A 26,038-nucleotide genomic window follows, 5' to 3' on the forward strand; every position below is an offset into this window, starting at 1 on the left:
CTCCTTCGTTCAATCCTCACCCAGCAGCATCGCGTCGATGCCGTCGCACAGGCAGTGGATGGTCAGCAGATGGACTTCGTGGATGCGCGCCGCGCGAACGGCGGGCACGCTGATCGGGATATCGGTTTCGGACAGCGCGGCCGCGACCGCATGGCCGTTGCCGCCCGTCAGCGCGACGACGGTCATCTCGCGCTCGTGCGCCTCTTCGATCGCCGCCAGCACGCGCGGCGACGCGCCGCCCGGATCGAGCACCAGCAGGATGTCGCCGGTCTGGCCAAGCACGCGCACCTGCTGCGCGAACAGTTGCTCGGCGGATGCGATGCCCGCGAGACCGCCCTGCGACGCATCGGTGGCCAGCGCGATCGCGGGCAGGCCCGGACGCTCGCGCTCGAAGCCGCCGACGAGCGACACGGCGAGGTAGTGCGCGGCAGCGGCCGACGGGCCGTCACCGCAGGCGACGATCTTGTTGCCGTTCGCCAGCGCGGCGAACATCGCGTCGACCGCCGCTGCGATCGGCAGCGACAGCGCGTCGGCCGCTTCGGCATGAAGCGCGGCGCTGTCGTGGAAATGTTGCTGAATACGTTCGACTGACATCGATTCCTGGTGAACTGGGCGCGTGGCACGCATCGCGCGACATCGTGGGTGCGGCGAGTTTACCGTACTCCGGCACCCTCTCCGGGGGTGCGGCAAGAACTCTTTACAACTCGTCACAGCTCTCGGCTACGCATCGTCGGCACGAAATGCGTCGCGCAGCCACACGAGCCGCCCGGCCTCGAACGCGACGACGTCGAAGCGGCAAGCGGCACCGCCGCCATCCCGCGCCCAGAACCGCAGCGCCGCGGCTACCAGGCGCCGCCGCTTGCGCCAGCCGACGCTCGCGGCCGCGCCGCCGTGCCGGGTGCTGCGCCGTGCGCGCACCTCGACGAACACGAGCATGCCGTCGGGCTCGCGCATCACGAGATCGAGCTCGCCGCCGCGCATCGTCACGTTCGCCGCGACGAACACAAGGCCGCGACGCTCGAGAAACTGCCGGGCACGCTGCTCGAACGCCGCGCCGACGGGTTTGGATCGCGCCGCACCGGAAAAGTTGTCGCCCGCGCGCGGCAAACCGCGCCCGGCGTCCGGCCCGACCGGCGCCGCGTGGCACAATGCCGTCCTTGTTCCGCTTGCGCCGCGATTGCGCGCATTGCCTGCCATGACTGCCCTCCTCGAACTCGCGCATACGCAGCACTACCCGAGCGCCGCGCTCTACGTGGTCGCCACGCCGATCGGCAACACCGCCGACATCACGCTGCGCGCACTCCATGTACTCGGCCTCGCCGACCGCATCGCCGCCGAAGACACCCGCAACACGGGCCAGCTGCTCGCCCGCTACGGGATCTCGAAGCCGCTGGTCGCCGTGCACGAGCACAACGAACGCGAAGCCGCGCAACGCGTGATCGAGCTGCTGCGCGGCGGCGAACGCGTGGCCTACGTATCGGACGCCGGCACGCCCGGCATCTCGGACCCCGGCGCACGGCTCGTCGACGCGGTGCGCAACGCCGGCTTCACGGTGATCCCGCTGCCGGGCGCGAGCGCCGCCGTGACCGCGCTGAGCGTGGCCGGCGACTGGGCCGGCGCATTCACGTTTGCGGGCTTCCTGCCGCCCAAGACGAAGCAGCGCGCGACCGCGCTGCAGGCGCTGGTGTCGCACCCGTATGCATTGGTGTTCTACGAAGCGCCGCACCGGATCGCCGAAACCGTCGCCGCGCTCGCCGATGCATTCGGGCCCGCGCGCCGGCTGCTGATCGCGCGCGAGCTCACCAAGCTACATGAGCAGTTGTTCCAGGGCACCCTGGCCGAAGGACAGATCTGGCTCGCCGGCGACGCGAACCGGCAGCGCGGCGAGTTCGTGCTGGTCGTCGAAGGCGCGCCGGCGACGAGCGGCGAAGCCGACGACACGGCGCACGACGCGCTGCTCAAGCTGTTGCTGGAAGAAGTGCCGGTGAAGAGCGCGGCCAAACTCGCGGCCGCATTGACGGGCGCATCGCGCAGCACGCTGTATGCGCGTGCGCTGGCGTTGAAGGAAGAAAGCTGACGCGCGGCGCGGTGCCTGCACCGCACCGTGCCGGGAAAGACAAAGGGCTGCCCTCGGGCAGCCCTTCTGCATCATCGGTCGGCGCCGCGTGATGCGCGATGCGTGATTCGGCGTTACTTCGTCGAGACCGACGCCAGCATTTCGTCACGCGCCTCGCGCGCTTCCTGCGGCGACAGCCCCTCGATCTTCACGCGCCCCGTGCCGGCGTGCACGAGGCCGATCACCTTGGCGGCCGCATATGACAGGTCGAGCACGCGGCCGCGCTTGAACGGCCCGCGATCGTTGACCTTCACGACGACCCACTTGCCGGTCGACGCGTTCGTCACCCGGATGTACGACGACAGCGGCAGCGTGCGGTGCGCGGCGGTGAACGCGTTCATGTTGAAGCGCTCGCCGTTCGCGGTGCGACGGCCGTGGAAATCGCGCCCGTACCACGACGCGCGGCCCGTCTGACGGAAGTCGGATACGTCCTTGCCGTCGATCGGCTCGGCGTCCGCCAGCGACGCCTTCTTCGCGTCCTTGCTGTCGGCGGCCGGCATCGACGCCAGTGCGGAATCGAAATTGAGTGACTGCTTGTTGTCGTCCGCCTTCGCGGCAGCGGCCGTCCTGTCGGCCGCTTTCTTCTGGTCCGCGCTGCTGGTGGTCTGGCTGGATGGCACCGCACAACCCGTCAGCGCAAAAAACAATGCAATGGTCCCGAGTCGACTCGGAAATCGTAAATTCATCGACGTGTCGCCTTCTGGTTCGGGCCGCTTCCTTCACAACGCTGCTAGACAACGCAGACATGCGGCCCGGACGGCAAATGCGTGCACGCCCCGCTCGGCGATGAGCAGGCGGCTAGCATGGGCGCGGCTTTCGTCTAGGCCGCAACCGTCCTGATTAGTTTTCACGTCTGGCGCAACCTGTCCCCAACAGCCTGACCAGACCCCGCATGCCGCCATCGAACATGACTTCACGTTCGCGCGCGTCGATACGACCAACGCACAGGAACGGCGGCACAGGCCTCATCCGGCGGCGCGGCAGCAAGGCCGCAGGCGGGCGCGCAGCACCCGGCCGGACAAGACGTGAGCACCGAATGCTCGGTGCTGGATACACCGCCGGACTCCCCGGCGGCTGATGCTTGACGGTGTTTCCGACGCCCCTTTAAACGGGGCCGAAACACCAGCGAATGGCGTGAATCTCACGCGCAATGGGCCGCATTATACATAAATCAAAAGGTCGTCCCGAAAAGCACCCCCCGAGGACCATTGATTCTCACTATGGACGTAACAATCGACATGCTCCGGGAATGCCCGCACCCTGACATCGCGACGCGCGTCGCGCGCACGGCAACCGGCCCGCGCGACCGGTACAATCGCTCCTTTTAGCCGCCGGTGTTCCCATGAAAGTCACGCTCATTCCGGTCACGCCGTTCCAGCAGAACTGCTCGCTGCTCGTCTGCGAGAAGACGGGGCGCGCCGCCGTCGTCGATCCGGGCGGCGATCTCGACCGGATCGAACAGGAAGTCGCGCGGCAGAACGTGCAGGTCGAGAAGGTGCTGCTCACGCACGGGCACATCGATCACTGCGCGGGCGCAAAGACACTCGCGACGCACTACGGCGTGCCGATCGAGGGGCCGCAGGAAGAGGAGCGCTTCTGGATCGAGAAGCTGCCGATGCAGAGCGAGCGCTTCGGCTTTCCGGCCGCCGAAACCTTCGAGCCGGACCATTGGCTGAACGACGGCGACACCGTGCAGTTCGGCGACGAGACGCTCGAGGTCTATCACTGCCCGGGCCACACGCCCGGCCACGTCGTCTTCTTCAGCCGTGCGCACCGCATCGCGATCGTCGGCGACGTGCTGTTCGCGGGCTCGATCGGCCGCACCGATTTCCCGCGCGGCAATCACGCGGATCTCGTCCGCTCGATCAAGGAAAAGCTGTGGCCGCTCGGCGACGACGTCACGTTCGTGCCGGGCCACGGCCCCGTCTCGACATTCGGCGACGAGCGCCGCACGAACCCGTTCGTGTCCGACAAGGTATTCGGATGAACCAGACCGCCATTCCGGAAATCTACGTCAGCACCGATGTGGAGGCCGACGGCCCGATTCCCGGCCCGCACTCGATGCTGAGCTTCGCGTCGGCCGCCTACACCGAGGACAAGCAACTGATCGCGACGTTCTCGGCCAACCTCGACACGCTGCCCGGCGCGCAGGCGCATCCGGTACAGGCCGCATGGTGGAAGACCGAGCCCGACGCATGGGCCGCCTGCCGGCGCGACCTGCAGGCGCCCGAGGCGGCGCTGGTCGCGTACGTCGAGTGGGTCGAGGCGCTGCCCGGCAAGCCGGTGTTCGTCGCGATGCCCGCCGGCTTCGATTTCACGTTCATGTTCTGGTACATGATGCGGTTCGCGGGGCGGTGCCCGTTCTCGTGGTCGGCGCTCGACATCAAGACGCTCGCGTTCGCGATGACGGGCCTGCCGTACCGCAAGGCGATCAAGCCGCGCTTTCCGAAGCACTGGTTCGACGACCATCCGCACACGCATGTCGCGCTCGACGATGCGATCGAGCAAGGCGCGCTGTTCTGCAACATGCTCGCCGACCTGCGTCGCCAGCAGGCCGCGCTCGCGGGCCTCGCCGTGTCGGACATCGATCGGTCGGAGCCCACGGAGGCAGGACAAATTGCCACGGATCCGCGAACAAATTAGCGAATCCCGCTCAACATTGCGACTCCAGATTGCCTTTCCTTCCCCGGCCCTCTAACATTCAGCGTGTTGTAGTTGCCGCATGGAGGCGCAGGTGACGCTCGATTCCTTTTCGCAAAAAATCCTTCGCCTGTTGCAGCTCGACGCGCGCCGTTCCGTACAGGAAATCTCCGACCAGGTCGGCCTGTCGAGTACGCCATGCTGGCGCCGCATCAAGGACATGGAGCAATCGGGCGTGATCCAGCGCTACACGGCGCTGCTCGATCGCGAGAAGCTCGGCCTGCACGTCTGCGCGCTCGCGCATGTCCACCTGACCCGGCACAACGAAGGCGGCGTCGAGCAGTTCGAGCGCGAGATCTCGACCTGCCCGGAAGTCACCGAGTGCTACAGCACGACCGGCGAGGCCGATTACATCCTCAAGATCGTCGCGCCGGACATCAAGGCCTACGACGTGTTCCTGCACGAGCGCATCTTCAAGATCCCGGCCGTGTCGCAGGTGCGCACGAGCGTCGTGCTGCGCGAGATCAAGTTCGACACGCAATTGCCGCTGTAACGCACGGCCGCGCGCGAACGCGCCGCCGTGGCCGGCGGCCGCTCACGCCTGCACGGGCATCGTGCGCGTGAAGCCGATCCGGTGCGCGCCAAACTCGCGCCGCAGCGCATCGGCGTCGAGCCGGCCGGCCAGCGCCGCATCGGTGTCGTGCGGATCGCCGGCCAGCGTCACGTCGATCTCGAGCCCCGTACTCAGGTAATGCAGGTCGATCGCCGCCGCATGCAGCCCGCGCTGCGCGAGCGCGGCCTCGAGCCGCGCCACGATCTCGCCGCGCGGCGGCAACGCGAGCGCCGGACGGCGCGCCGCGTCGTTCTCGGGGTCGACATGGATCAGCGCATCGAGCACGCGCCGGTCGGACAGCACGCGCGCACGCGCGGTCTCGGCGATGTAGTGCCCTTCGGAGACGGAAATCTTCGGGTCGACGAGGATATGCGCGTCGACGAGCGCGGCGTCCCCCATCTTGCGCGTGCGCAGGTCGTGTACGTCGCGCACGCCCGGCGTCGCCGCGAGCAGCGCGCGGATCTCGGTCGCATCGGTCGTATCGAGCGCGCGGTCGGAGAGGTCCTGCAGCGCGTCATAGCCGAAGGTCCAGCCCATGCGCGCGACCATGAAGCCGACGATCGCCGCCGCGATCGGGTCGAGCAGCCGCACGCCGGCCAGGCTGCCGACGATGCCGATCGCGACGACGAGCGACGATGCGGCATCCGAGCGCGCATGCCATGCGTTCGCGACCAGCAGCGCCGAGCGGACGCGCCGCGCCTCGCGCAGCATGTAGCGGAACAGCGCCTCTTTCGACACGAGCACCGTCAGTGCGACCAGCAGCGCGGAAAAATGGACGGCCGGGATGTGTCCCAGGTTGACGAGGCGGTCGCCGGCCCGCCACAGCATGCCGACGCCGACAGCGATCAGGATCGCACCGAGAAACAGCGACGCGACGGTTTCGTAGCGGCTATGTCCGTAATTGTGATCGGCGTCCGGCGATGCGCCGCTATGCCGATTCGCAACCAGCACGACAAAATCCGAGATCAAATCGGATATCGAGTGCACACCGTCAGCAATCAATGCCTGCGAATGCGCAATCACGCCGACGACGATCTGAAATGTCGCAAGCACGACATTCAGCACAATACTGACGAACGTACTCTTGCGCGCAACCGCGTGCTTATCAGTGCTCTGCGGGTCGCCGGAAAAAATGGACATGAAATATGAGATATCGGTGGCGGTACGCAATTCTATCAAGCGCACCCCGCAAACCCTGCCAATACCCACAAATTTCTTATTTAAATCAATCGCTTATGCGAACGGGTCGCATTTCCATTCACACCGCACGCTTACATTTTCATGACGAGACAATGCATGCGGCCGCCGCCGGAAACAAAAAAGCCGCGCTCCTCGACGGATACGCGGCTCTTTTGAAGCACAGACAATTTAAACAAATGTTTAAATCGCAAACTGTTCGCGGTTCTTGCCAGCGATCCAGCGCGGCGGCTTGCCACGACCCGACCACGTTGCGCCCGTTTCCGGATCGCGGTATTTCGCGGCAACGCCCGCACGCGGACGGCCGACCTTACCTGCCTTCGCGCGGCTGAGACCGAGTTCGGCGAGCGAAAAGCCGTAGTCGGCAATTTTCTGCTTCACGTCATTCAGCACTTCAGCGTATTCACGCGACTTCGCTTCTTCGATTTGCTTCTCCAGCTTCTCCCGCTGGGCCAGCAGGTCCTTGTAAGAAGACATAGTTTCCCTTTCTATCTGACCAATGGCGCCGGTCTGCAGCCAGCTCACCATTCATGAAATATATGTGCCTCGGATTTTCGAAGGCAGAGATTAGCACAGAAAAGATTTGATTGAAGCGAGACCCGCGAAAATACCGAGATCAAATGTAATTGCCACACGTCATTTTGACCGCTCACGGCCTTTTCTCAAATTTTTACCTTCCTACACAGAGATTAGGACATTAGCGATTGCCTATTAGGCCTATCAACATACGCAATTACCCTGCATTCGAGAAAATCAAAGCTTTCATCGGACGACAGCTTTCCGTAAATCCATCGGCGCGGCAGTGCCGAACGGACAAACCCGGACAAGCCGGCGCCCGCGACGTCACGTCACATCCCGCGCGCATGCGATCAGCCGTTCGCGCAATCCACCGGCATCGGCCGCCGGCGCATCGAACGGCGTGCGAACACGGCGGCCGTCACAGCGCCAGTCGGCGCCGTGGCGATCGACGCCGAGCAATTCGAGCCCGCCGCGGCAGGCCTCGCCGGCATCGTATGCGTTCCACAATGCCTGCTCCTCGTCGAGGGTAAGCGGCGGCAGCGTATCGAGATGCATGCCGTCGACCCAGCCCATGCGCCCGAAACCGCCGATATAGCGCAACCGCTCGATATCGAGCGCCCAGAACGTGAAATCGCCGAGCGCGAGATAACGCGCGGCGTCGGGCTCGTAACGCAGGTAGCGCGCGGTGACGTGCGGATCGTTGCCGAGCGGCACGAACCGCCCGAGCAGCGTCGCGCGCTCGGCATTCAGCACGTCGCCGCCGGGCGCGTCGACGACGAGGAAGCCCGCCCGCGGATCGGCGGCGAGATTGCGCGTGTGCTCGGCGAGACCGCTCACGAGGATCACGGGCCGATGGCTTGCATCCGGTGCAAACGGAACGACCGTCGGATACGGGTAGCCCTGCGGATCGCGCGCATGGGTGGCGAGCGTGCCGAGCGCGCAGCGGTGCAGCAGATTCAGGGCGAAGGCGGGATCGATGTTCAAGAGGACTCCTGCGGTCGAAGGGCGGCGCATCGGATACGCCGTGCGCTTCGATGTTACCCGCGGGCGCGGTGCGCCGGCCATCGGCCGAACGGCCGGTGCGCTCGCGCGCCGCCTACCGGCCGAACGGCCATTGCCCGGCAGGATCGTAAGCGCTTCGATAGAATCGGACGGTTCCGACGGGCGCCGCATGCGCCCGTGCATTTTTTTCGCGAGTCTTTCCGTGTCCGAATCCTCCTCCCCCGAATCGTCGTCCCCGTTCGCCGCGCCGCCCGACGCGCATCGCGTGCTGTCGCTGCCGGCCCGCCAGCGCGCACGCGCGGCGTCGATGGCGCTGTTCTTCGTCGCCGGCATGATGTTCGCATCGTGGGGCGTGCACGTGCCGACCGTGCGCGACAAGTTCGCGCTGAGCCCGGGGCTGCTGTCGATCGCGCTGTTCGCGGTCGCCGTCGGCTCGATCGCCGCGATGCTGGTCATCGCGCGCTGGATCGCGCGCGTCGGCTCGCGCACCGCGTGCCTCGCGGGCGGGCTCGCGATGTCCGCATGCGCGGCGCTGATCCTCGTCGTGCCCGACTACGGGATGCTGCTCGCCGTGCTCGCGGTGTTCGGCTTCTCGATGGCGACGCTCGACGTCGCGATGAACGCCGAGGCCAGCGCGGTCGAGATCGCGCTCGGCAAGCCGATCATGTCGTCGCTGCACGGCATGTTCAGCATCGGCGGGATGGCGGGCGCGGCCGCCGGCGGCGCACTGCTGTCGGCCGGCATGGCGCCGGCCGTGCATCTCGCCCTCGCGGCGGCGACCAGCGCCACGGTGCTCGTGGTCGCGAGCCCGGCCGTGCTGCCGCACGTGCCGCACCACGAGCACGCGCACGGCAGCGCCAATCGCTGGCGCTCGCCCGCGCTGTGGATGCTCGGCGGCATCGCGCTCGTCGCGCTGATCGCCGAAGGTGCGATGTACGACTGGGCGACGGTCTACATGCGCGACGTCGTCGCGGCGAGCCCCGCGCTCGCGAGCGCCGCGTATGCGGCGTTCTCGGGCGGGATGGCCGTCGCGCGCTTCGCGGGCGACGCCGTGCGCGCCCGCTTCGGCGCACCGCAGCTCGTGTTCGCGAGCGCATCGCTTGCCTGCGCGGGGATGATCGGCGCGCTGCTGCTGCCGTATCCGGCCGCCGTCCTGAGCGGCTTCACGCTGATGGGCCTCGGCCTCGCGAACATGATGCCGGTGCTGTTCGCGGCCGCCGCGCGCGTGAAAGGCATCCACGCGGCCGAAGGGCTCGCGCACGTGGCCGGGCTCGCGTACTTCGGCATGCTGTTCGGCCCGGTCATGATCGGCGCGGTCGCGCAGGCCGCGAACCTGACGATCGGCCTGTCCGTCGTCGCGCTGTGCGCGGCGCTCGTCGCGGCAATCGCGCCGAAGGTGCTCGCGCGCCTGAAGATCTGACGGCACGTCGCACGCCCGTCAATGAAAGAAAGCGCGCATGCGTTGCCGCATGCGCGCTTTCGCCCCTACTGTTGGCCGCAGCTTGCGTTACATCTTCACTTCGTCCAGCAGCGACTTCTTGCCGTTCTTGTAGTTGTACAGCGAGATCACGCCGTGCTGCAGGTCGCCCTTCGAGTCGAAGGTCGTCGTGCCGATCACGCCCGAGTAGTTCGTCGCCGGCATCGCGGCGAGGATCTTGGCCGGATCCGTCGAGTTCGCGCGCTTCATCGCATCGACGATGATGTACACGGCGTCATACGTGAACGGCGCGTAGATCTGGATCGGCTGGCCGAAGCGCTTCTCGTACTTCGACTTGAACGCAGCGCCGCCCGACATCTTCTCGAGCGAAGCACCGGCTTCCGAGCACACCACGTTGTCGGTCGCGTCGCCGGCCAGGTCGGCCAGCTTTTCCGTGCACACGCCGTCGCCCGCGAAGATCTTCGCGCGCAGGCCGAGCTGCTTCGCCTGCTTCGCGAACGGGCCGCCGGTGGCGTCCATGCCGCCGTACATGATCGCGTCCGGATTCTCACCCTTGATCTTGGTCAGAATCGCGCGGAAGTCGACCGCCTTGTCGTTCGTCGCGTCGTGCGACATCACCTTCAGGCCGAGCGCCTTGGCCTTCTTCTCGAACTCGTTCGCGAGACCCTGGCCGTAAGCGGTCGAATCGTCGACCACCGCCACGCTCTTGATGCCCTTCGAATGCGCGTAGTTCGCGAGTGCCGGGCCCTGCTGCGCATCGGTGGCCACCACGCGGTACGTGGTCTTGAAGCCCTGCTGCGTGTAGGCCGGGTTGGTCGCCGACGGCGAGATCTGCACGATGCCCGCATCGCTGTAGATCTTCGAGGCCGGGATCGACGTGCCCGAGTTCAGGTGGCCGACCACCGCGACGACCTTGTCGTCGACGAGCTTCTGCGCAACCTGCGTGGCCTGCCGCGGGTCGGCCGCGTCATCCTGCGGGTCGAGCTGCAGCGTGATCTTCTGGCCGCCGATCGTGAGACCCTTGGCGTTGATCTCCTCGACTGCGAGACGTGCACCGTTTTCGTTGTCCTTGCCCAGGTGTGCAATGCCGCCCGTCAACGGTGCGACGTGGCCGATCTTGACGACTTGATCGGCTGCCGCGTTGCCTGCGGCTGCAGCGCACAGCATCGCGGCCGCGGTGATCGGCAACAGCTTTTGCATCTTGATATTCATGTAAGTCTCCAGTTTCGGTCCCAATAAACGCCATCGCCCGGTGCCCCGCTTCCATCCCTGTGTTGCAATCACTGGACGATTCGCCGGTTGCATCGTTCATGCACTTGGCCTCAAGCACGTGAAAACCGCCGCTTTTAGCGGCCGCCCGTCCGTACTTGCGCGCAAGTGTAGGTGATCAAATTAATTTGTGGGACTTTTTTGGGGTAGTGGTAACACTACCGATATGCACACTTTGGAACGACTCCTCGAATATCGCCGCGAGCCCCGCCGGATAAGGGTTTCCGCTAATTTTCAGCCGCTTCCGGAAAGGTCGTTTCAATGCATTCCCGGGACATTTCGATTCGGTATTTTGTGCCCGGGATCATTGAATGAAACGCGCGTGACAACGCGCGTTTCGTCATTGGATATGCACCATTCGAACGGCGGCGCGGCGGCCGCTCAGCCCGCCAATGCGCGCCATTCGGCGTCGAGCGCGGCGACGAGCTGCGCGGTCGTCGGCGCATCGCCGCGCCGCCGCGCGAGCGGCGCACCCTGCCCGGCCCACAGCGACAGGTAATCGCCGTCGTTCGCGCGCGCGGCGGCCTGGCGCAGCGGCTGCGTCAGCGCGTTCTGCACCGGATACGGCGCGACGTCGGCCATGCGCTCGCCGAGCCGGGCCATCAGCGTGTTGCGCAGCCCGCGTGCGTGACGGCCGGTAATCGCGCGCGTGACCTGGGTCGACGTATCGGCGCTCGCGAGCAGACGCGCCTTCCAGTCCGCCGCGATCGGGCTTTCCGTGCAGGTGAGGAACGCGGTGCCGAGTTGCGCGCCCTGCGCGCCGAGCGCGAGCGCGGCCGCGATCCCACGGCCGTCCATGATGCCGCCCGCAGCCAGCACGGGCAGGCCCGTCGCGTCGACGAGCTGCGGCACGAGCGCGAACGTGCCGATCAGCGCCTCGTCGGCGGAACCGATGAACGTGCCGCGATGGCCGCCCGCCTCGGCGCCCTGCGCGGACAGCGCATCGGCGCCGGCCGCGCGCCACGCGAGCCCCTCGGCCACATGGGTCGCGGTGCCGATCACGTAGGTGCCGGCGGCCTTCAGGCGCGCGACGTCGGCCGCGTCGAGCACGCCGAACGTGAAGCTCGCAACCGGCACACGCAGCGCCACGAGCGCGTCGAGCTGCGCGCGGAAGTCCGGCGCGTAGCGCGCGGGCGCCGTGCCCGGCGGCAAGCCGAACGCCGCGTTCAGCGGATCGATCGCGGCCAGCGCGCGGGCGACGGTCGCCGCGTCGGGCGCGGCGTCCGGCAGTACGAACAGGTTGATCGCGAACGGGCGATCGGTTGCGGCGCGGATGGCCGCGACGTCGGCCGCCAGGCGCTCGGGCGCGAACGCGGCGGCGCCGAGACTGCCGAGCGCGCCGGCATTCGATGCGGCGGCGACCATCGCGGCCGTGGTCGCGCCGACCATCGGCGCCTGCACGAGCGGCAGGCGCAGGCCGAAGCGTTCGGAAAAGGGCGTGGAAAAAGAACGGGAAGACATGGCGAATCCTTCGATGACGAGGGGCGAAAGCGCTTTGTAAAAGCCGACTCATCGACTCTATCGAAGCCCCGCGGCGCCGAAAAATGAATAATCGAGATCGATACGATCGCTGCGCGAGAAGCGGCGCGCACCCTGCACCGCCCCACGATTGGTGGCACACTAGGCCGCCCTCTTCCACCCCGGGGGCGCGTCTCGCGCACCCCGTTCGCCAGGAGTTCAGAACGTGACTGCCAAATGGATCGACATCCCGACCGGTAACGACAGCTTCGGCGGCTATCTCGCGCTGCCCAAGCGCGGCAAGGGCCCTGCCGTCATCATCATCCAGGAGATCTTCGGCGTGAACTCGCACATCCGCGCGGTCGCCGACCAGTACGCGTCCGACGGCTTCGTCGCGCTCGCGCCGGACGTGTTCTGGCGCACGCAGCCGCGCGTGGAGCTGACCTATGAAGGCGCGGATCGCGACAAAGGCATCGAGCTGATGAAGAAGACCGACGTGGGTCTCGCGGTCGCGGACATCGGCGCGGCGGCCGACGCGTTGCGCGCACGCGCCGAAGTGGCCGGCAAGATCGCCGCGATCGGCTACTGCTTCGGCGGCCAGCTCGCGTACCGCACGGCCGCGACCGGCAAACTCGACGCGGCGGTCGCCTACTACGGCGGCGGCATCCAGAATGCGCTCGACCTTGCCGGCGGGATCACGCAACCGATCCTGTTCCACTACGCGGAAAACGACCACGGCATCCCGCTCACGGCCGTCGACCAGGTGAAGGCCGCGTTCGCCGGCCGCGGGCACGCGTCGTTCCACGTGTATCCGGGCGCCGAGCACGGCTTCAACTGCACGGACCGCGCGTCGTACAACCAGCGCGCGTCGGCGCTCGCGCATGGCCGCACGCTGACGTTCCTCGCCGAGCACCTGTAAATACGCGCGGCCGCGGGCCCCTCGCGCCGGGCCCGCGTTATGCTCCCATCATCGCCACAGGTCACAACGGGGGTGACTGCGATGCACTCTGACTATCTCGCGCATGACGCGATCGGCCTCGCCGCGCTGGTGCGCGAACGCAAGGCGAGCCCGCGCGAACTGCTCGACGCCGCGATCGGCCAGGCCGAAGCGGTCAACGGCGCGATCAACGCGATCGTGCTGCAGGACTACGATGCCGCGCGCCAGCGGGCGGCCGCCGCGCAGGATGGCGGCGCCGACGCGCCGTTCGCCGGCGTCCCGTATCTCGTCAAGGATCTCGGCGCGGCGGTCGCCGGGTTGCCGCTGTCGATGGGCAGCCGGCACTACCGGTATTTCGTGCCGAGCGACGATTCGCCGGTGATCGCGCGAAGCCGTGCGGCCGGTTTCAATGTGTTCGGCAAGACCAACACGTCGGAAATCGGCCAGATGCCCTACACGGAGCCCGAACTGTTCGGCGCGTGCCGCAACCCGTGGAATCTGGACCACACGCCCGGCGGCTCGAGCGGCGGGGCCGCCGCCGCCGTCGCGGCCGGCATCGTGCCGCTTGCGCATGCGTCCGACGGCGGCGGCTCGATCCGCATTCCCGCGTCGTGTTGCGGGCTGTTCGGCCTGAAACCGAGCCGCAACCCGGTGCTCGTCGATCAGCCGTCGAACGGCGAGCTGGTCGTCCAGCATGCGGTCGCGCGCAGCGTGCGCGACAGCGCGCTGCTGCTCGACGTGACGACCGGCCAGACGCTGCCGCCCGGCGCGCCCGGCACCTTCCTCGGCGAGCTCGACACGCCGCCCGGCGCGCTGCGGATCGGCCTCGTGACCGACCCGATGCTCGCGCCGGCGCTCGCCGACGACACGCGCGCGGCGCTCGACGACGCGGCCGCGCTGCTCGAATCGCTCGGCCACCATGTCGAGCCGGCCACGCTGCACGTCGACTACGCGCGTACGGCCGAAACCTTCCTCACGCTGTGGGCGACGATCGCCGAGGAGATGGTGCTCGGCGCGCGCGCGCTGACCGGCCGCGCGCCGCGGCGCGGCGAATTCGAAGCCGCGACGTGGGCGATGGCGGTGGTCGGCCGGCGCCTCGCGCGCACGCGGCTGCCGGACGTGCTCGAATGGCAGCGCCAGCTCACGGTGCAAGTCGCCGGCCTCGTGTCGCGCTACGACGCGATCCTGTGCGCGTCGCTCGCGGGGCCGCCGGTGAAGATCGGCGAATTGCAGCCGACCCCGTTCGAATCCGTGCAGATGAAGGTGCTCGCGGCGCTGCCGGTGAAACCGCTGCTGAAGGAAATGCTCGCGAAGTCGTCGGAAAAGGCCTTCACGTGGGCCGGCTGCACCGAGCTGTTCAACCTGACCGGCCAGCCGGCGATGTCGGTGCCGCTCTACTGGAATGCGCGCGGGCTGCCGATCGGCGTGCAGTTCGCCGCGCGTCACGCCGACGACGCGCTGCTGCTGAGGCTCGCGCGGCAGCTCGAACAGGCGCGGCCGTGGTTCGACCGCCGCCCGCCGCTGATGACGGCGCGGCGCTGACGCGCACGGCCTCGCCGCACCTCGAAAAAAAGCCCCGCCGGTGTTGCCGGCGGGGCTTTCGCGCATGCAGTTGCCTGACGGCGCCTATCCGGCGAGCCGTTCGCAGATCGTCCGCGTCGCGGCCGCCGTGTTCAGCGTATAGAAGTGCAGCCCCGGCACGCCCGCGTCGACCAGACGCTGGCACAGGCCCGTGACGACGTCCGCGCCGAACGCGCGGATCGACTCGCGATCGTCGCCGAAGCTCTCGAGCCGGCGCGCGATCCAGCGCGGCACTTCGGCACCGCACATCTCGGAGAAGCGCATCAGCTGCGAGAAGTTCGTGATCGGCATGATGCCCGGCACGATCGGCACGTCCACGCCGAGCTTGCGCGCGTCGTCGACGAAGCGGAAATACGCATCGGCGTTGAAGAAGTACTGCGTGATCGCGGAATTCGCGCCGGCCTTCACCTTGCGCGCGAAATTCTCGAGATCGGCCTTCGGCGAACGCGACTGCGGGTGGTACTCCGGATAGCCGGCGACCTCGATGTGGAACCAGTCGCCGTGCTCGGCACGGATGAAACTGACGAGCTCGGACGCGTAGCGCAGCTCGCCGACCGCCCCCATCCCCGACGGCAGGTCGCCGCGCAGCGCGACGATATGCCGGATGCCGTACGAGCGGTACTGGTCGAGGATCGCGCGCAGGCTGTCGCGCGACGAGCCGATGCACGACAGGTGCGGCGCGGCCTCGAGGCCGTCCTTCTGCATGTCGAGCACGGTATCGAGCGTGCCCTGCTGCGTCGAGCCGCCGGCGCCGAACGTCACGGAGACGAATTTCGGCTGCAGCGGCAGCAGTTGCGCGCGCGTGGCGCGCAGCTTCTCGACGCCGTCCGCCGTCTTCGGCGGGAAGAATTCAAACGAAAGTTCGATCGGTTTCATGATTCGGTGGGAGCAGGCGCCGGCCTCAGCCGATGTCGCGCTGACCGAAGATCAGCGCGGACAGCAGCCACGACACGATGCTGTACAGGATCGAACCGAAGAACGCGGACCAGAAGCCCGACACCTCGAAGCCCTTCAGCAGCGACGACGCGAACCAGAAACACAGCGCGTTCACGACGAGGATGAACACCCCGAGCGTGACGATCGTGACGGGCAGCGTCAGCAGGATCAGCACCGGGCGGATCACCGTATTGATCAGGCCGAGCACGACCGCGACGATCAACGCCGTGCCGAAGCTCTTGATGTGGATCGACGGCACGAGATAGGTGATGATCAACAGCGCGAGCGCGTTGATGACCCAGGTGAGGATGACGCTCATGAAGTGCTCCGGTTCGATGGTCGATCGGTACGATCAATGACCGCCGCGGGCGCCCGAAGGCGCGCCGCGGCGGCCGGCGATCCGGCGCCGCGGCGGCGGCGCAACGGATCAGTAGCGGTAGTGGTTCGGCTTGAACGGGCCTTCCTTCCCGACGCCGATGTACGAAGCCTGCTCGTCCGACAGCACGGACAGGTTCGCGCCGATGCGCGCGAGGTGCAGGCGCGCCACCTTTTCATCGAGATGCTTCGGCAGCACGTACACCTTGTTCTCGTACTGTTCGCCGCGCGTGAACAGCTCGATCTGCGCGAGCGTCTGGTTCGCGAACGAGTTCGACATCACGAACGACGGGTGGCCGGTTGCGCAGCCGAGGTTCACGAGGCGGCCTTCCGCCAGCAGGATCACGCGCTTGCCGTCCGGGAAGATGATGTGGTCGACCTGCGGCTTGATGTTTTCCCACTGGTACTGGCGGGTCGACGCGACGTCGATTTCCGAGTCGAAGTGACCGATGTTGCAGACGATCGCGTTGTGGCGCATCGCCTTCATGTGGTCGTGGTTGATCACGTGGTAGTTGCCGGTCGCCGTCACGAAGATGTCGGCCTTGTCGGCCGCGTATTCCATCGTCACGACGCGGTAGCCTTCCATCGCCGCCTGCAGCGCGCAGATCGGATCGATTTCGGTGACCCACACGGTCGCGCCCAGGCCGCGCAGCGACTGCGCGCAACCCTTGCCCACGTCGCCGTAGCCCGCGACGACCGCGACCTTGCCCGCGATCATCACGTCGGTCGCGCGCTTGATGCCGTCGACCAGCGATTCACGGCAGCCGTACAGGTTGTCGAACTTCGACTTCGTGACCGAATCGTTCACGTTGAACGCCGGGAACGGCAGGCGGCCGTCCTTTTCCATCTGGTACAGGCGGTGCACGCCAGTCGTGGTTTCCTCGGTCACGCCCTTGATGTGCGCGAGGCGCTTCGAGTACCAGTTCGCGTCGATGTCGAGGTGCTTCGCGATCGACTTGTACAGCGCGACTTCTTCCTCGTTGGTCGGCTTCGCGATCGCCGAACGATCCTTCTCGGCCTTCGAGCCGAGGATCAGCAGCAGCGTTGCGTCGCCGCCGTCGTCCAGGATCATGTTCGCGAATTCGCCGTTCGGCCATTCGAAGATGCGGTGCGAGTACTCCCAGTACTCGTCGAGCGACTCGCCCTTGTACGCGAACACCGGCGTGCCGGCCTCGACGATCGCGGCCGCGGCGTGATCCTGCGTCGAGAAGATGTTGCACGAGGCCCAGCGGACGTCCGCGCCGAGCGCCTTCAGCGTCTCGATCAGCACGCCCGTCTGGATCGTCATGTGCAGGGAACCGGCGATGCGCGCGCCCTTCAGCGGCTGCTGCGCCTTGTATTCGTCGCGAATCTGCACGAGGCCCGGCATTTCGGTCTCGGCGATGTTCAGTTCCTTGCGGCCCCAGCCGGCCAGTGCCAGATCGGCGACGACGTAATCCTTGGAAGCCTGGGTATCGATAATGGCGTTCATCACGCCCTCCTTTCTAAAAAGTTTCTAGATTGGTGACGTGAGCGCCGTTCAGGAAGCGGGGCCGGCGCATTCGCCGGCTGCTTGGTGAAGCTTTCCGAGCCTGGCGGGCCTGGGACGGCCCGTCGCAACGCTCCTCGGAAAACGGGAAGGATTGTAGCAAATCGGCGCGCGGAATGCGCATCCGCGCGCGCGACCGCCACGAAAGGGTCAGGACTCGGCGCCGACCCACGCCTGTTCGCGCAGCCGTGCGCGCAGGCGCGCGACGGCCTGGCTGTGCAGCTGGCACACGCGCGATTCGCTCACTTCGAGCACCGCGCCGATCTCGCGCAGATTCAGACCCCGCTCGTAGTACAGCGACATCAGCAGCTTCTCGCGCTCGGGCAGCCGCTCGATCGCCTCGACGAGCGCCTCGCGCAGGTGCTCGTCGAGCAGCGCCGACAGCGGGTCGGCGTGATCGACGCGGTAGCGGTCGAGAAACGGCTCGTCGTCGGCCGCGCGATCGAAATCCTCGTAGTAGATGAGCTGGCTGCCGTGCAGGTCCTGCAGCATCCCCTGGTATTCGTCGAGCGGCATGTTCAGGTGCTGCGCGATCTCGGCCTCGCTCGCCGAGCGACCGAGATGCTGCTCGACCTGGTGCACCGCCTGCTCGACCTCGCGCGACGTCTTGCGCAGGCTGCGCGGCAGCCAGTCGTTGCTGCGCAGCTCGTCGAGCATCGCGCCGCGGATGCGCTGCGTCGCGTAGGTCTCGAACTGCGCGCCCTGGTCTTCCTTGTAGCGGCCGGCGGCATCCATCAGGCCGATCATGCCGGCCTGGATCAGGTCGTCGAGATCGACGCTCGCCGGCATCTTCGCGACGAGCTGCAGCCCGAGACGACGCACGAGCGGCGCATATTGCGCGAGCACGTCGGCCTGGGACATCTTTCCTTGAGCGTTGTACATCATGGCTCTCTCCTTCCGGTGGCGCTCATGCGGCGTGTGCCGCGCCCGCCTCGTACGACGGCTTGCCGCCCGCGTGGACGGCGCGCCCCGCGCCCGGACCCGGACGCATCGGCCAGTACAGCAGATCGGCGGCAATCTGCCGGTAGTCGCGCGCGGCCGCCGACGACGGAAACGCGTCGACCGCCGCCCGCATCAGCTCGCGCGCATGCTCGACGAGCTGATCCGCGCTCACGCAGCCTGCATCGGCGATCGACACCGTCAGGTAGCGGCTCGCGACGCCCGCGAGGTTGTCGAACGCGACCTTCGCGTCCGCATGGCTGCCGACCTGGTTGGTCAGCACGCGGAACTGCGCGAACGCATGGGCGAAATGCAGCCGCTTCATGCACGCGTACGCCTCGGTGATCGCCTGCGCGGCAACCCGCGTGACGATCAGCACGTCGTGCGCCTCGCGCGCGAGCGCCGAGAACGCGCCGTCGGCGCCGAGTTGCGCGTCGACGAGGACGATGTCGGCCGGGCCGTCGATGAAGTCGCTCAGCTGCGCATCGGTATAGCCGGCGCGCGCGAACCGCGCGGCCGCGCACAGGCCGAACCCGGCCGCCACCCGCGTGCGCTCGCCTTCGCGCAGCCACGCGCCCGCAAGGGTCGCGCTGGCCGAATGCACGTCGGCGCGCTCGTCGACGACGAGCACGTCCTTGCCAAGCGACGCGAGCGCCGCCGCCAGGTTCACGACGGTGGACGTGCAGCCGACGCCCGCCGGCCCGCCCGCCACCGCAACGATCCGCGATGTGCGCCCGGCCAGCAGGCGCCGCAATCCTTCAGCCTGGTCGATGATCCGTTTATCCAAATCGCACCTCGTGCAGCTCGGCGGTGGAACGTGCGGTCAGCGCGGACAGCAGCGTCGGCATGTCCTCGTCTTGCGGGACGAAGGGCGAACCGTCGCGCGGTACGCAGAACGCGCTCTTCAGCAGGAATCGGGTCGAGGCGACGTACAGGTTCTCCGGCACCTTCTGGCCGGTCGACACGTAGTGGACCGGCAGCTTGTAGCGGATCACCGTGTCGAGCACGCCGCCGAGGTGGGTCGCCTCGTCGAGCTTGGTGAGGATGCAGCCGGCCAGGTCCGGATGCTCGCCGGCGCTGCGGTAGGCCTGCACGACTTCGTTGAGCGTGTCGCCATGGCTGGTCGCGTTGAGCAGCAGCAGGCGCTGCACCGGCGCGTTCGCGCCGTGCAGCATCGCGATCTGGTCGGATACCGCGCGGTCGCGCTGGCTCATGCCGATCGTATCGATCAGCACGATGTGCTTGTTGCGCAGCTCGGACAGCGCGAGCGCGAGATCGCCCGCATCCTTCACCGCGTGCACCGGCACGCCGAGAATCCTGCCGAAGATGCGCAGCTGCTCGTGGCCGCCGATCCGGTAGCTGTCGGTGGTCAGCAGCGCGACCTTGCTCGCGCCGAAGCGCATCACGCAGCGCGCGGCCAGCTTCGCGGTGGTGGTCGTCTTGCCGACGCCCGTCGGCCCCATCAGCGCGAATACGCCGCCGCGCTCCATCAGCGCATCCTCGCTGTCGAGCACCGGCAGGTTCGCCGCGAGCACCGACTGCGCCCACTCGGCGGCCTGTTCGAAGCTCTGCATGTCATCGCCGGACGGCAGGTTGTCGACCAGCATCCGCACGAGCTGCGCGGAGAAGCCGGCGGCAAACAGGTGCTTCGTCAGCGCGCCATGCACGGCGCTGCGGCGCTGGCGGTCGTGCCACATCAGGCTGTCGAACTGCTCGTCCATCCGCCCGCGCAGTTCGCCGAGCTCCTGCATCACCGTGTCGTTGACGATCCGCTCGATGCGCGACTTCACCGCATCGGCCACCGCGGCGGCCGTGTCGGCGGACAGGCGCGTGCGCTCGGCCGCCCGCGCGGCCTGCGCGGCGCTCGCTTCCTGCGCGCGCACGGCGGCGGCCGGCATCCGGCGTTCGGCGTCGCGCACGATCTCGCGCGCCCAGTCGGGCGGCGTCGCGCTCGCGGCCGGCTGCGGCTGCGGCGCGGGCGCGCTCGCTTGCGGCGCGGCGGGCGTCGCCTGCGCGCGCGCGATCAGCGCGTCGCGCTGCTGCGTCAGGCGTTTCGCGTGCTCGACCAGCCACGGCGCTGGTTCGGAAGCAGGGGCCGGCGTACCGGCGGCCGGCGCGGCGGCAGCAGGTGCCGCGATCGACGGCGCGGCCGCGTCCGGCGCGTCCACGTCGCCCGCCGGCAGGTGCGCCGCTGTCTCGTCCGCCTCGGCGCTCGCGCCGAAGACCGACGAGAACACGTCCGGCAGCCCGCCTTCGTCGGCGGCGTACGGATTGACGGCCGGGCGGCCCAGCGCCGCACCCGGGCGCGACACGATGCCCGGCACCGCGGCGGCCGGCACGGATTCCGGCAGCCGCGGCATGGCGAGCCGCGGCCGCACCGCGGCCGGCGGCGCCACGGCGGCGAGGTCCGAATCGGCGAGGGCGACGATTTCCACGCTGCCGTCATCGAGCGTGCGGTTCGACAGCACGACCGCGTCGGCGCCGAGCGCCTCGCGCACGAGACGGAGGGCGTCGCGGCTCGTAGCGCCGGTGAATTTGCGAATGTTCAAGCGGAACCCCCGATGACGTTAACGACTTTGATCGTGCGTGTGTCCGGCACTTCGGCATACGACAGCACTTTCAATTGCGGCAGGCTGCGGCGCAGGAAACGCGCGAGCATCGCGCGCAGCGCGTGCTGCACGAGCAGCACGGGCGGCAGCCCGAGATTCTGTTGACGCAGCATCGCCTGCTGCGTACCGGTCAGAAGGTTGTGCGCCAGGCCGGGCTCGAGGCCCGGATTCGCGCCGGTGGCGAGCGCCTGCGACAGCACGCGCTCGAGATTCGAATCGAGGCCCATCACCTGCATCTCGCCCACGCCCGGATACCACTGCTGCGTGATCGCGCGACCGAGCGCGAGCCGCACCGCGGCGGTGATCTCGAACGCGTCGCCGCGGCCCGCATGTTCGGACACGGCCTCGAGGATCGTGCGCATGTCGCGGATCGGCACGCCTTCCTCGAGCAGGTTCTGCAGCACTTTCTGCAGCGTCGTCAGCGAGATCGTCTTCGGCACGAGGTCCTCGACGAGCGACGGCGCGTCCTTGCCGGTGCGCTCGACGAGCGCCTGCACTTCCTGGCGGCCGAGCAGCTCGGCCGCGTGCTGGACCACGAGATGGTTCAGGTGCGTCGCCACGACCGTGCTCGCGTCGACCACCGTGTAGCCGTACACCTGCGCCTGTTCGCGCATCGCGACGTCGATCCACACGGCCGGCAGCCCGAACGCGGGGTCCTGCGTGACGGCGCCCGGCAGCGCGGCCGTGACCTGGCCCGGGTTGATCGCGAGCCACTGGCCCGGGAACACTTCGCCGACGCCGATCTCGACGCCCTTCAGCGCGATCCGGTACGCGTTCGGCCGCAGTTCGAGGTTGTCGCGGATATGGATCACCGGCGGCAGGAAGCCGATTTCCTGCGCGAATTTCTTGCGGATGCTCTTGATGCGCTTGAGCAGTTCGCCGTCGCTGTTCCTGTCGACGAGCGGGATCAGCCGGTAGCCGACTTCCAGCCCGAGCGGGTCGATCAGCTGCACGTCGTCCCAGGTCGCCTCATGGCTGTCGGACGGCAGCGCCGCGGGCGGCGCGATGTCCGTCACGTCGCCGGCCGCCTTGCGGGCCGCCGCGCGGCGGGTCTGCGTGCGCGCCAGCCAGATCGCGCCGCCGCCGAGCGCGAGGAACGCGAAGTGCGGCATCCCCGGGATCAGCCCCATCAGCACGATGATCGCGCCGGTGATCGTCAGCACGCGCGGGTTCGTGAACAGCTGGCCGGTGATCTGCGTGCCGATGTCCTCGTCGGTCGCGACGCGCGACACGATCACGCCGGCCGCGGTCGAGATCACGAGCGACGGGATCTGCGCGACGAGGCCGTCGCCGATCGTCAGCAGCGTGTAGTTGGTGCCGGCCGCGGCGAAGCTCATGTCGTGCTGGACCATCCCGACGATCAGGCCGCCGATCACGTTGATCGCCATGATGATCAGGCCGGCGATCGCGTCGCCGCGCACGAACTTCGACGCACCGTCCATCGAGCCGTAGAACTCGGCTTCCTGCGCGACGGACTGGCGGCGCTTGCGGGCCTGTTCCTCGTTGATCAGGCCGGCGTTCAGGTCAGCGTCGATCGCCATCTGCTTGCCGGGCATCGCGTCGAGCGTGAAGCGCGCGGACACTTCGGCGATCCGCCCCGCGCCCTTCGTGATCACCATGAAGTTGATGATCATCAGGATCACGAACACGACGATGCCGACCGCGAAGTTGCCACCGACGAGGAAGTGGCCGAACGCCTCGATCACCTGGCCGGCCGCGTCCGGCCCGGTGTGGCCTTCGAGCAGCACGACGCGCGTCGACGCGACGTTCAGCGACAGGCGCAACAGCGTCGAGAACAGCAGCACGCTCGGGAACGCCGCGAAATCGAGCGGCTTCATCGTGTACATGCTGACGAGCAGCACCATCACCGACAGCGCGATGTTGAACGTGAACAGCAGATCCAGCAGCAGCGGCGGCAGCGGCAGGATCATCATCCCCAGGATCATGCAGATGAGGATCGGGCCCGCGAGCGCGCGCAGGTTGGTGCCCGCGAGCATGTTCGGGCGCTTCGCGAACAGTCCGGTCGGCGTGCTCATGCGGCGGCCCCCGGCGTGCCGTTGCGACCCGGCTTGCCGAGCGAGTCTTCGGCTTCCTCGCGTTCGTCGTCGGTGGACACCGACGCGCCCTTGTCGAGTTCGGCCGGCACGTCGAGATCGACCGGCACGGCCGGGAACGCGCCGCCTTCCGAACGGAAGCGCTTGAGCTGGTAGACCCACGCGAGCACTTCGGCGACGGCCGCGTACAGCGAGCCGGGAATCTCGCGCTCGAGTTCGACGTTGTGATACAGCGCACGTGCGAGCGGCGGCGCCTCGAGCAGCGGCACGTTGTGTTCGGACGCGAGTTCGCGAATGCGCGCGGCGACGAGGTTCACGCCCTTCGCGACGACCTTCGGCGCGCGCATCGCGCCGTCCGTGTATTTCAGCGCGACGGCAAAGTGCGTCGGGTTCGTGACGACCACGTCGGCCGTCGGCACGGCCGCCATCATCCGGCGGCGCGCGAGCGCGCGCTGCTGCTGGCGGATCCGCCCCTTCACGTGCGGATCGCCTTCGTTCTCGCGATGCTCGCGCTTCACTTCTTCCTTCGTCATGCGCAACTTCTTGTTGTACTGCCAGATTTGGTAAGGCACGTCGAGCGCGGCGACCACCAGCATCCCGGCGACCGTCGTGCCGCAGCACACCGCGACCAGGTGCAGTGCATCGGGCAGCGCCGCGCCGAGCGGCTGCGTCGCGAGGCCGAGCAGTTCGTCCTTGCTGCGCCAGATCGCGACGCCGCCGACCCCGCCGACGACCAGCGTCTTCGCGACCGACATCCCGAGCTGGATCGGCCCCTGGATCGAGAAGATCCGGCCGAGGCCCGAGATCGGGTTCAGGCGGTCGAACTTCAGCTCGAACGTTTTCTGCGAGATCAGCCAGCCGCCGAGCGCCATCGGCGCGAGCAACGCGGCGAGGCCGGTGAGCGCGAGGAGCGGCAGCAGCGCGGCAAAGCCCTCGAGGCTCGCGCTGCCGGCCGCCGACAGCATCCGGTTCGTGTCGAACGCGGTCGCGCGATCGAACGTGAACGCGCCGCGCAGCATCGCCTGCAGATGGCCACCCGACGGACCGGCGAGCAACCACGCGCCGTAGAACCCGGCCGCGAGCAGCGCGAACGACGCCAGTTCGCGCGAGCGCGCGACCTGCCCCTCCTCGCGCGCCTTCGCACGGCGTCTCGGAGTGGCGGCTTCGGTCTTGTCGAGATCGCTCTCGTCTGCCACGGGGCCTCCAGTCGGGTACGGCGGAATGCCGTTTTCCAGTGACACCGATTATTCATGGAGGCGTCAACCAGCGATCGGTCGAGGAAAGCCGGGAAAGGGGGGTATTTCGGGGAATCGGGCGGGCCGGCGCAAAGCGGGCCGGAACGGCGATACGGCGCGGCGGTCGGCGGGATCGCGAGCGTCGGTCCCGGGCGGGACGGCGACGGTGTCGGGCGGGGAAATGGTGCAACGCCGCAGCGCAAGCCGCGGGAAAATCGGGCCCCGGCGCGACGCGACGCGCGCCGGGGCAGGCGTCGGTCAGACCGCCGGGATCGGGTCCGCGCCGAAGCGGTTCGGGCCCTCGGTGCCGCGCGAGCACATCCACACGAGCAGCAGGATGCCGCCGATGATCGGAATGAGCCCGATCAGCAGGAACCAGCCCGAGCGGCCCGTATCGTGCAGGCGGCGCACGCTGACCGCGATGCCCGGAATGATCAGGGCCAGCGAAATCAGGAAAATCACGCCGAGCAGCAGCAGCGTGATCACGCCCGCGTCACGGCCCACCGCGCCGATGACCTGGCCGACGATCGACAGAATGCAGCTCAGCAGCGCGAAATACCAGTATTCGGCACGACGCGCCCGGCCTTCGAATGTCGCGTATTTATTAAGTACGGTACGAACGGCTTCAGAGAAATTCATCTTTATTACCCTCCTGTTATATATTGGCACCCCGGAAACAACGCCGGCATTATATGTTTGAATGTCGGCAAGCTCCATCTCTTTTCGCGTGCAGGCCGGCTTGCCCGCCTGTACTGGCCGTCCGCCGGCGCGACGCGGAAACGGCTGCAATAGCGCAACGCCGCGCCACGGGTTTGCGTGCCGCGTCATTTTCACAATCTCGAAAACCTGACAGAAACTGCAGCCCCCGATAATCCTGAATTTGATTACATGCGCATGAAACCGGGTTCGATCGATAATCGGCACGGGCATGCGGGATTCGATTAACCCGCCGGTATTACGCGAACGCGCGAATCGCGCTACCCTTCGCCATTTCCCGGCCGGCCGAACCGCATCATGCTCCGTCATCCGCTCGTCCCGTCGCTGTCGCTCGCCTGCGCGCTGGCCGCCGGCTGCGCGGGCGCGCCGGCCCTGCCGCCCGGCGCGCAGGCGCCCGACGCACCGCACCCCGGCACGATCGCCCTGCACGATGCGTGGAACGGCTCGACAAGGACCTTGCGCGCGCAGGACTACTCCGAGAGCTTCACGTTCCGCTGCTTCGACACGCGCGGCGAGCCGACCGAACGGGCGCGCGCGGCATGGTGCGTGCCGGTCGTCGAGATCGAATCGGTGTCGGTCGACGCGGCCGGGCGTGCGGCCGCACCGGCCGAAGCGGTGCGGATCGAAAGCACCGCCTACGGGCCCGGCCACCACTTCCTCGACCATACGCTGCTGATGCGCAACGGCCGGCCACCGGCCTAGCGCCGGTTCGCGCCGGGCGCGGGCCGGAGGCCGTTCCCGTGCATCGCGGACCCGCGCCGCCGGCCGCGGCCGGCCGGCGCCGCCTGCAGCGCGCCGGGATCGAGCGTCCGCATCGCCATCGCCTGCGCCATCGCGCGCCCGGCGCGCCGGATCGCCCGCGATCCGTTCCGTTC

Annotated in this window: 25 protein-coding genes and 1 riboswitch; of the genes, 8 read left to right on the plus strand and 17 right to left on the minus strand. The window is 67.9% G+C overall.

What is annotated here, in order from left to right; all coding sequences use genetic code 11:
- Positions 1-9: 9 nt before the first annotated feature.
- Positions 10-594 (minus strand): SIS domain-containing protein, encoded by a 585-nt coding sequence (locus GQ56_RS0101670; RefSeq protein WP_031396988.1) that lies wholly within the window; start codon positions 592-594, stop codon positions 10-12.
- Between the two features lie 126 nt (positions 595-720).
- Positions 721-1,149 (minus strand): YraN family protein, encoded by a 429-nt coding sequence (locus tag GQ56_RS0101675; RefSeq protein WP_031396989.1) that lies wholly within the window; start codon positions 1,147-1,149, stop codon positions 721-723.
- Positions 1,150-1,195: 46 nt separating this feature from the next.
- On the opposite strand from GQ56_RS0101675, the gene rsmI reads away from it, so the two are divergent.
- Positions 1,196-2,077, plus strand: coding sequence for a 16S rRNA (cytidine(1402)-2'-O)-methyltransferase (gene rsmI / locus GQ56_RS0101680; RefSeq protein ID WP_031396990.1), 882 nt, complete (start codon positions 1,196-1,198; stop codon positions 2,075-2,077).
- Between the two features lie 113 nt (positions 2,078-2,190).
- On the opposite strand, the gene GQ56_RS0101685 is transcribed toward rsmI, so the two are convergent.
- Positions 2,191-2,802: a septal ring lytic transglycosylase RlpA family protein gene (locus GQ56_RS0101685; protein WP_031396991.1), complete on the minus strand. Its 612-nt coding sequence runs from the start codon at positions 2,800-2,802 to the stop codon at positions 2,191-2,193.
- A 656-nt stretch (positions 2,803-3,458) separates the two neighbouring features.
- Between GQ56_RS0101685 and GQ56_RS0101690 the strand changes: the two genes are divergently transcribed.
- The 3 genes from GQ56_RS0101690 (at position 3,459) to GQ56_RS0101700 (ending at position 5,309) form a co-directional block, all read left to right on the plus strand.
- A complete protein-coding gene (locus GQ56_RS0101690) occupies positions 3,459-4,103 on the plus strand; it encodes an MBL fold metallo-hydrolase (protein ID WP_031396992.1) in 645 nt (214 codons plus the stop codon).
- Positions 4,100-4,759, plus strand: coding sequence for a 3'-5' exonuclease family protein (locus GQ56_RS0101695; RefSeq protein WP_031396993.1), 660 nt, complete (start codon positions 4,100-4,102; stop codon positions 4,757-4,759). The genes GQ56_RS0101690 and GQ56_RS0101695 overlap by 4 nt, the downstream gene beginning before the upstream one ends.
- A 79-nt stretch (positions 4,760-4,838) precedes the next feature.
- Positions 4,839-5,309: an Lrp/AsnC family transcriptional regulator gene (locus tag GQ56_RS0101700; protein ID WP_011882933.1), complete on the plus strand. Its 471-nt coding sequence runs from the start codon at positions 4,839-4,841 to the stop codon at positions 5,307-5,309.
- Positions 5,310-5,351: 42 nt separating this feature from the next.
- On the opposite strand, the gene GQ56_RS0101705 is transcribed toward GQ56_RS0101700, so the two are convergent.
- From GQ56_RS0101705 to GQ56_RS0101715, 3 genes are all read right to left on the minus strand, one after another.
- The gene (locus GQ56_RS0101705; protein WP_031396994.1) at positions 5,352-6,509 is read right to left on the minus strand and encodes a cation diffusion facilitator family transporter; all 1,158 of its coding nucleotides are present in this window, start codon (positions 6,507-6,509) and stop codon (positions 5,352-5,354) included.
- A gap of 240 nt (positions 6,510-6,749) precedes the next feature.
- Entirely contained in the window at positions 6,750-7,043 is a 294-nt protein-coding gene (locus GQ56_RS0101710) for an H-NS histone family protein (protein WP_006491875.1), read from the minus strand.
- Between the two features lie 366 nt (positions 7,044-7,409).
- The gene (locus tag GQ56_RS0101715; protein ID WP_031396995.1) at positions 7,410-8,069 is read right to left on the minus strand and encodes a HugZ family pyridoxamine 5'-phosphate oxidase; all 660 of its coding nucleotides are present in this window, start codon (positions 8,067-8,069) and stop codon (positions 7,410-7,412) included.
- A gap of 220 nt (positions 8,070-8,289) precedes the next feature.
- On the opposite strand from GQ56_RS0101715, the gene GQ56_RS0101720 reads away from it, so the two are divergent.
- Positions 8,290-9,507 carry an MFS transporter gene (locus GQ56_RS0101720; RefSeq protein ID WP_031396996.1) on the plus strand — a complete coding sequence of 406 codons (1,218 nt, stop codon included), beginning with the start codon at positions 8,290-8,292 and terminating at the stop codon, positions 9,505-9,507.
- A gap of 87 nt (positions 9,508-9,594) precedes the next feature.
- Here the strand turns inward: GQ56_RS0101720 and GQ56_RS0101725 are convergent, their stop codons facing one another.
- Positions 9,595-10,737, minus strand: coding sequence for a branched-chain amino acid ABC transporter substrate-binding protein (locus GQ56_RS0101725; RefSeq protein ID WP_031396997.1), 1,143 nt, complete (start codon positions 10,735-10,737; stop codon positions 9,595-9,597).
- 438 nt (positions 10,738-11,175) lie between these two features.
- Positions 11,176-12,255, minus strand: a complete 1,080-nt coding sequence (locus GQ56_RS0101730) for an NAD(P)H-dependent flavin oxidoreductase (RefSeq protein ID WP_031396998.1) — start codon at positions 12,253-12,255, stop codon at positions 11,176-11,178.
- Between the two features lie 223 nt (positions 12,256-12,478).
- On the opposite strand from GQ56_RS0101730, the gene GQ56_RS0101735 reads away from it, so the two are divergent.
- The gene (locus tag GQ56_RS0101735) at positions 12,479-13,171 is read left to right on the plus strand and encodes a dienelactone hydrolase family protein (protein WP_031396999.1); all 693 of its coding nucleotides are present in this window, start codon (positions 12,479-12,481) and stop codon (positions 13,169-13,171) included.
- A gap of 81 nt (positions 13,172-13,252) precedes the next feature.
- Complete coding sequence (locus GQ56_RS0101740; protein WP_031397000.1) at positions 13,253-14,731, plus strand: amidase; 1,479 nt, start codon at positions 13,253-13,255, stop codon at positions 14,729-14,731.
- A gap of 84 nt (positions 14,732-14,815) precedes the next feature.
- Here GQ56_RS0101740 and metF read toward each other — a convergent pair whose 3' ends face one another.
- The 9 genes from metF to GQ56_RS0101785 form a co-directional block, all read right to left on the minus strand.
- Entirely contained in the window at positions 14,816-15,646 is an 831-nt protein-coding gene (gene metF, locus GQ56_RS0101745; protein ID WP_031397001.1) for a methylenetetrahydrofolate reductase [NAD(P)H], read from the minus strand.
- A gap of 25 nt (positions 15,647-15,671) precedes the next feature.
- Positions 15,672-16,025 (minus strand): phage holin family protein, encoded by a 354-nt coding sequence (locus GQ56_RS0101750; RefSeq protein ID WP_011882923.1) that lies wholly within the window; start codon positions 16,023-16,025, stop codon positions 15,672-15,674.
- A 108-nt stretch (positions 16,026-16,133) separates the two neighbouring features.
- Positions 16,134-17,552 (minus strand): adenosylhomocysteinase, encoded by a 1,419-nt coding sequence (gene ahcY, locus GQ56_RS0101755; protein WP_031397002.1) that lies wholly within the window; start codon positions 17,550-17,552, stop codon positions 16,134-16,136.
- A 32-nt stretch (positions 17,553-17,584) separates the two neighbouring features.
- Positions 17,585-17,694: riboswitch (S-adenosyl-L-homocysteine riboswitch) on the minus strand.
- 65 nt (positions 17,695-17,759) lie between these two features.
- Positions 17,760-18,494: an RNA polymerase sigma factor FliA gene (locus GQ56_RS0101760; protein WP_031397003.1), complete on the minus strand. Its 735-nt coding sequence runs from the start codon at positions 18,492-18,494 to the stop codon at positions 17,760-17,762.
- A gap of 22 nt (positions 18,495-18,516) precedes the next feature.
- Positions 18,517-19,335, minus strand: coding sequence for a nucleotide-binding protein (locus tag GQ56_RS0101765; RefSeq protein WP_031397004.1), 819 nt, complete (start codon positions 19,333-19,335; stop codon positions 18,517-18,519).
- A complete protein-coding gene (flhF, locus tag GQ56_RS0101770; protein ID WP_031397005.1) occupies positions 19,328-21,097 on the minus strand; it encodes a flagellar biosynthesis protein FlhF in 1,770 nt (589 codons plus the stop codon). Before flhF ends, GQ56_RS0101765 begins: the two co-directional genes overlap by 8 nt.
- Positions 21,094-23,193, minus strand: coding sequence for a flagellar biosynthesis protein FlhA (flhA, locus tag GQ56_RS0101775; RefSeq protein ID WP_031397006.1), 2,100 nt, complete (start codon positions 23,191-23,193; stop codon positions 21,094-21,096). Before flhA ends, flhF begins: the two co-directional genes overlap by 4 nt.
- Positions 23,190-24,407, minus strand: a complete 1,218-nt coding sequence (gene flhB / locus GQ56_RS0101780; RefSeq protein WP_031397007.1) for a flagellar biosynthesis protein FlhB — start codon at positions 24,405-24,407, stop codon at positions 23,190-23,192. The genes flhA and flhB overlap by 4 nt, the downstream gene beginning before the upstream one ends.
- Before the next feature lie 297 nt (positions 24,408-24,704).
- Positions 24,705-25,085: a DUF805 domain-containing protein gene (locus GQ56_RS0101785; RefSeq protein WP_031397008.1), complete on the minus strand. Its 381-nt coding sequence runs from the start codon at positions 25,083-25,085 to the stop codon at positions 24,705-24,707.
- 375 nt (positions 25,086-25,460) lie between these two features.
- Here GQ56_RS0101785 and GQ56_RS45820 point away from each other — a divergent pair, with 375 nt between their 5' ends.
- On the plus strand, positions 25,461-25,865 hold the full coding sequence (locus GQ56_RS45820) for a hypothetical protein (protein ID WP_031397009.1): 405 nt from the start codon (positions 25,461-25,463) through the stop codon (positions 25,863-25,865).
- Positions 25,866-26,038 lie beyond the last annotated feature (173 nt).

It is taken from the genome of Burkholderia paludis, assembly GCF_000732615.1.
Taxonomy (GTDB): Bacteria; Pseudomonadota; Gammaproteobacteria; order Burkholderiales; family Burkholderiaceae; genus Burkholderia; species Burkholderia paludis.

What these genes read in the sequence shown, in the direction of transcription:
- GQ56_RS0101670 (WP_031396988.1), bottom strand. Translation starts at nt 594, where the DNA reads ATGTCAGTCGAACGTATTCAGCAACATTTCCACGACAGCGCCGCGCTT.
- rsmI (WP_031396990.1), top strand. Translation starts at nt 1,196, where the DNA reads ATGACTGCCCTCCTCGAACTCGCGCATACGCAGCACTACCCGAGCGCC.
- GQ56_RS0101685 (WP_031396991.1), bottom strand. Translation starts at nt 2,802, where the DNA reads ATGAATTTACGATTTCCGAGTCGACTCGGGACCATTGCATTGTTTTTT.
- GQ56_RS0101690 (WP_031396992.1), top strand. Translation starts at nt 3,459, where the DNA reads ATGAAAGTCACGCTCATTCCGGTCACGCCGTTCCAGCAGAACTGCTCG.
- GQ56_RS0101695 (WP_031396993.1), top strand. Translation starts at nt 4,100, where the DNA reads ATGAACCAGACCGCCATTCCGGAAATCTACGTCAGCACCGATGTGGAG.
- GQ56_RS0101700 (WP_011882933.1), top strand. Translation starts at nt 4,839, where the DNA reads ATGGAGGCGCAGGTGACGCTCGATTCCTTTTCGCAAAAAATCCTTCGC.
- GQ56_RS0101705 (WP_031396994.1), bottom strand. Translation starts at nt 6,509, where the DNA reads ATGTCCATTTTTTCCGGCGACCCGCAGAGCACTGATAAGCACGCGGTT.
- GQ56_RS0101710 (WP_006491875.1), bottom strand. Translation starts at nt 7,043, where the DNA reads ATGTCTTCTTACAAGGACCTGCTGGCCCAGCGGGAGAAGCTGGAGAAG.
- GQ56_RS0101725 (WP_031396997.1), bottom strand. Translation starts at nt 10,737, where the DNA reads ATGAATATCAAGATGCAAAAGCTGTTGCCGATCACCGCGGCCGCGATG.
- GQ56_RS0101730 (WP_031396998.1), bottom strand. Translation starts at nt 12,255, where the DNA reads ATGTCTTCCCGTTCTTTTTCCACGCCCTTTTCCGAACGCTTCGGCCTG.
- GQ56_RS0101740 (WP_031397000.1), top strand. Translation starts at nt 13,253, where the DNA reads ATGCACTCTGACTATCTCGCGCATGACGCGATCGGCCTCGCCGCGCTG.
- metF (WP_031397001.1), bottom strand. Translation starts at nt 15,646, where the DNA reads ATGAAACCGATCGAACTTTCGTTTGAATTCTTCCCGCCGAAGACGGCG.
- GQ56_RS0101750 (WP_011882923.1), bottom strand. Translation starts at nt 16,025, where the DNA reads ATGAGCGTCATCCTCACCTGGGTCATCAACGCGCTCGCGCTGTTGATC.
- ahcY (WP_031397002.1), bottom strand. Translation starts at nt 17,552, where the DNA reads ATGAACGCCATTATCGATACCCAGGCTTCCAAGGATTACGTCGTCGCC.
- GQ56_RS0101760 (WP_031397003.1), bottom strand. Translation starts at nt 18,494, where the DNA reads ATGATGTACAACGCTCAAGGAAAGATGTCCCAGGCCGACGTGCTCGCG.
- flhA (WP_031397006.1), bottom strand. Translation starts at nt 23,193, where the DNA reads ATGAGCACGCCGACCGGACTGTTCGCGAAGCGCCCGAACATGCTCGCG.
- GQ56_RS0101785 (WP_031397008.1), bottom strand. Translation starts at nt 25,085, where the DNA reads ATGAATTTCTCTGAAGCCGTTCGTACCGTACTTAATAAATACGCGACA.
- GQ56_RS45820 (WP_031397009.1), top strand. Translation starts at nt 25,461, where the DNA reads ATGCTCCGTCATCCGCTCGTCCCGTCGCTGTCGCTCGCCTGCGCGCTG.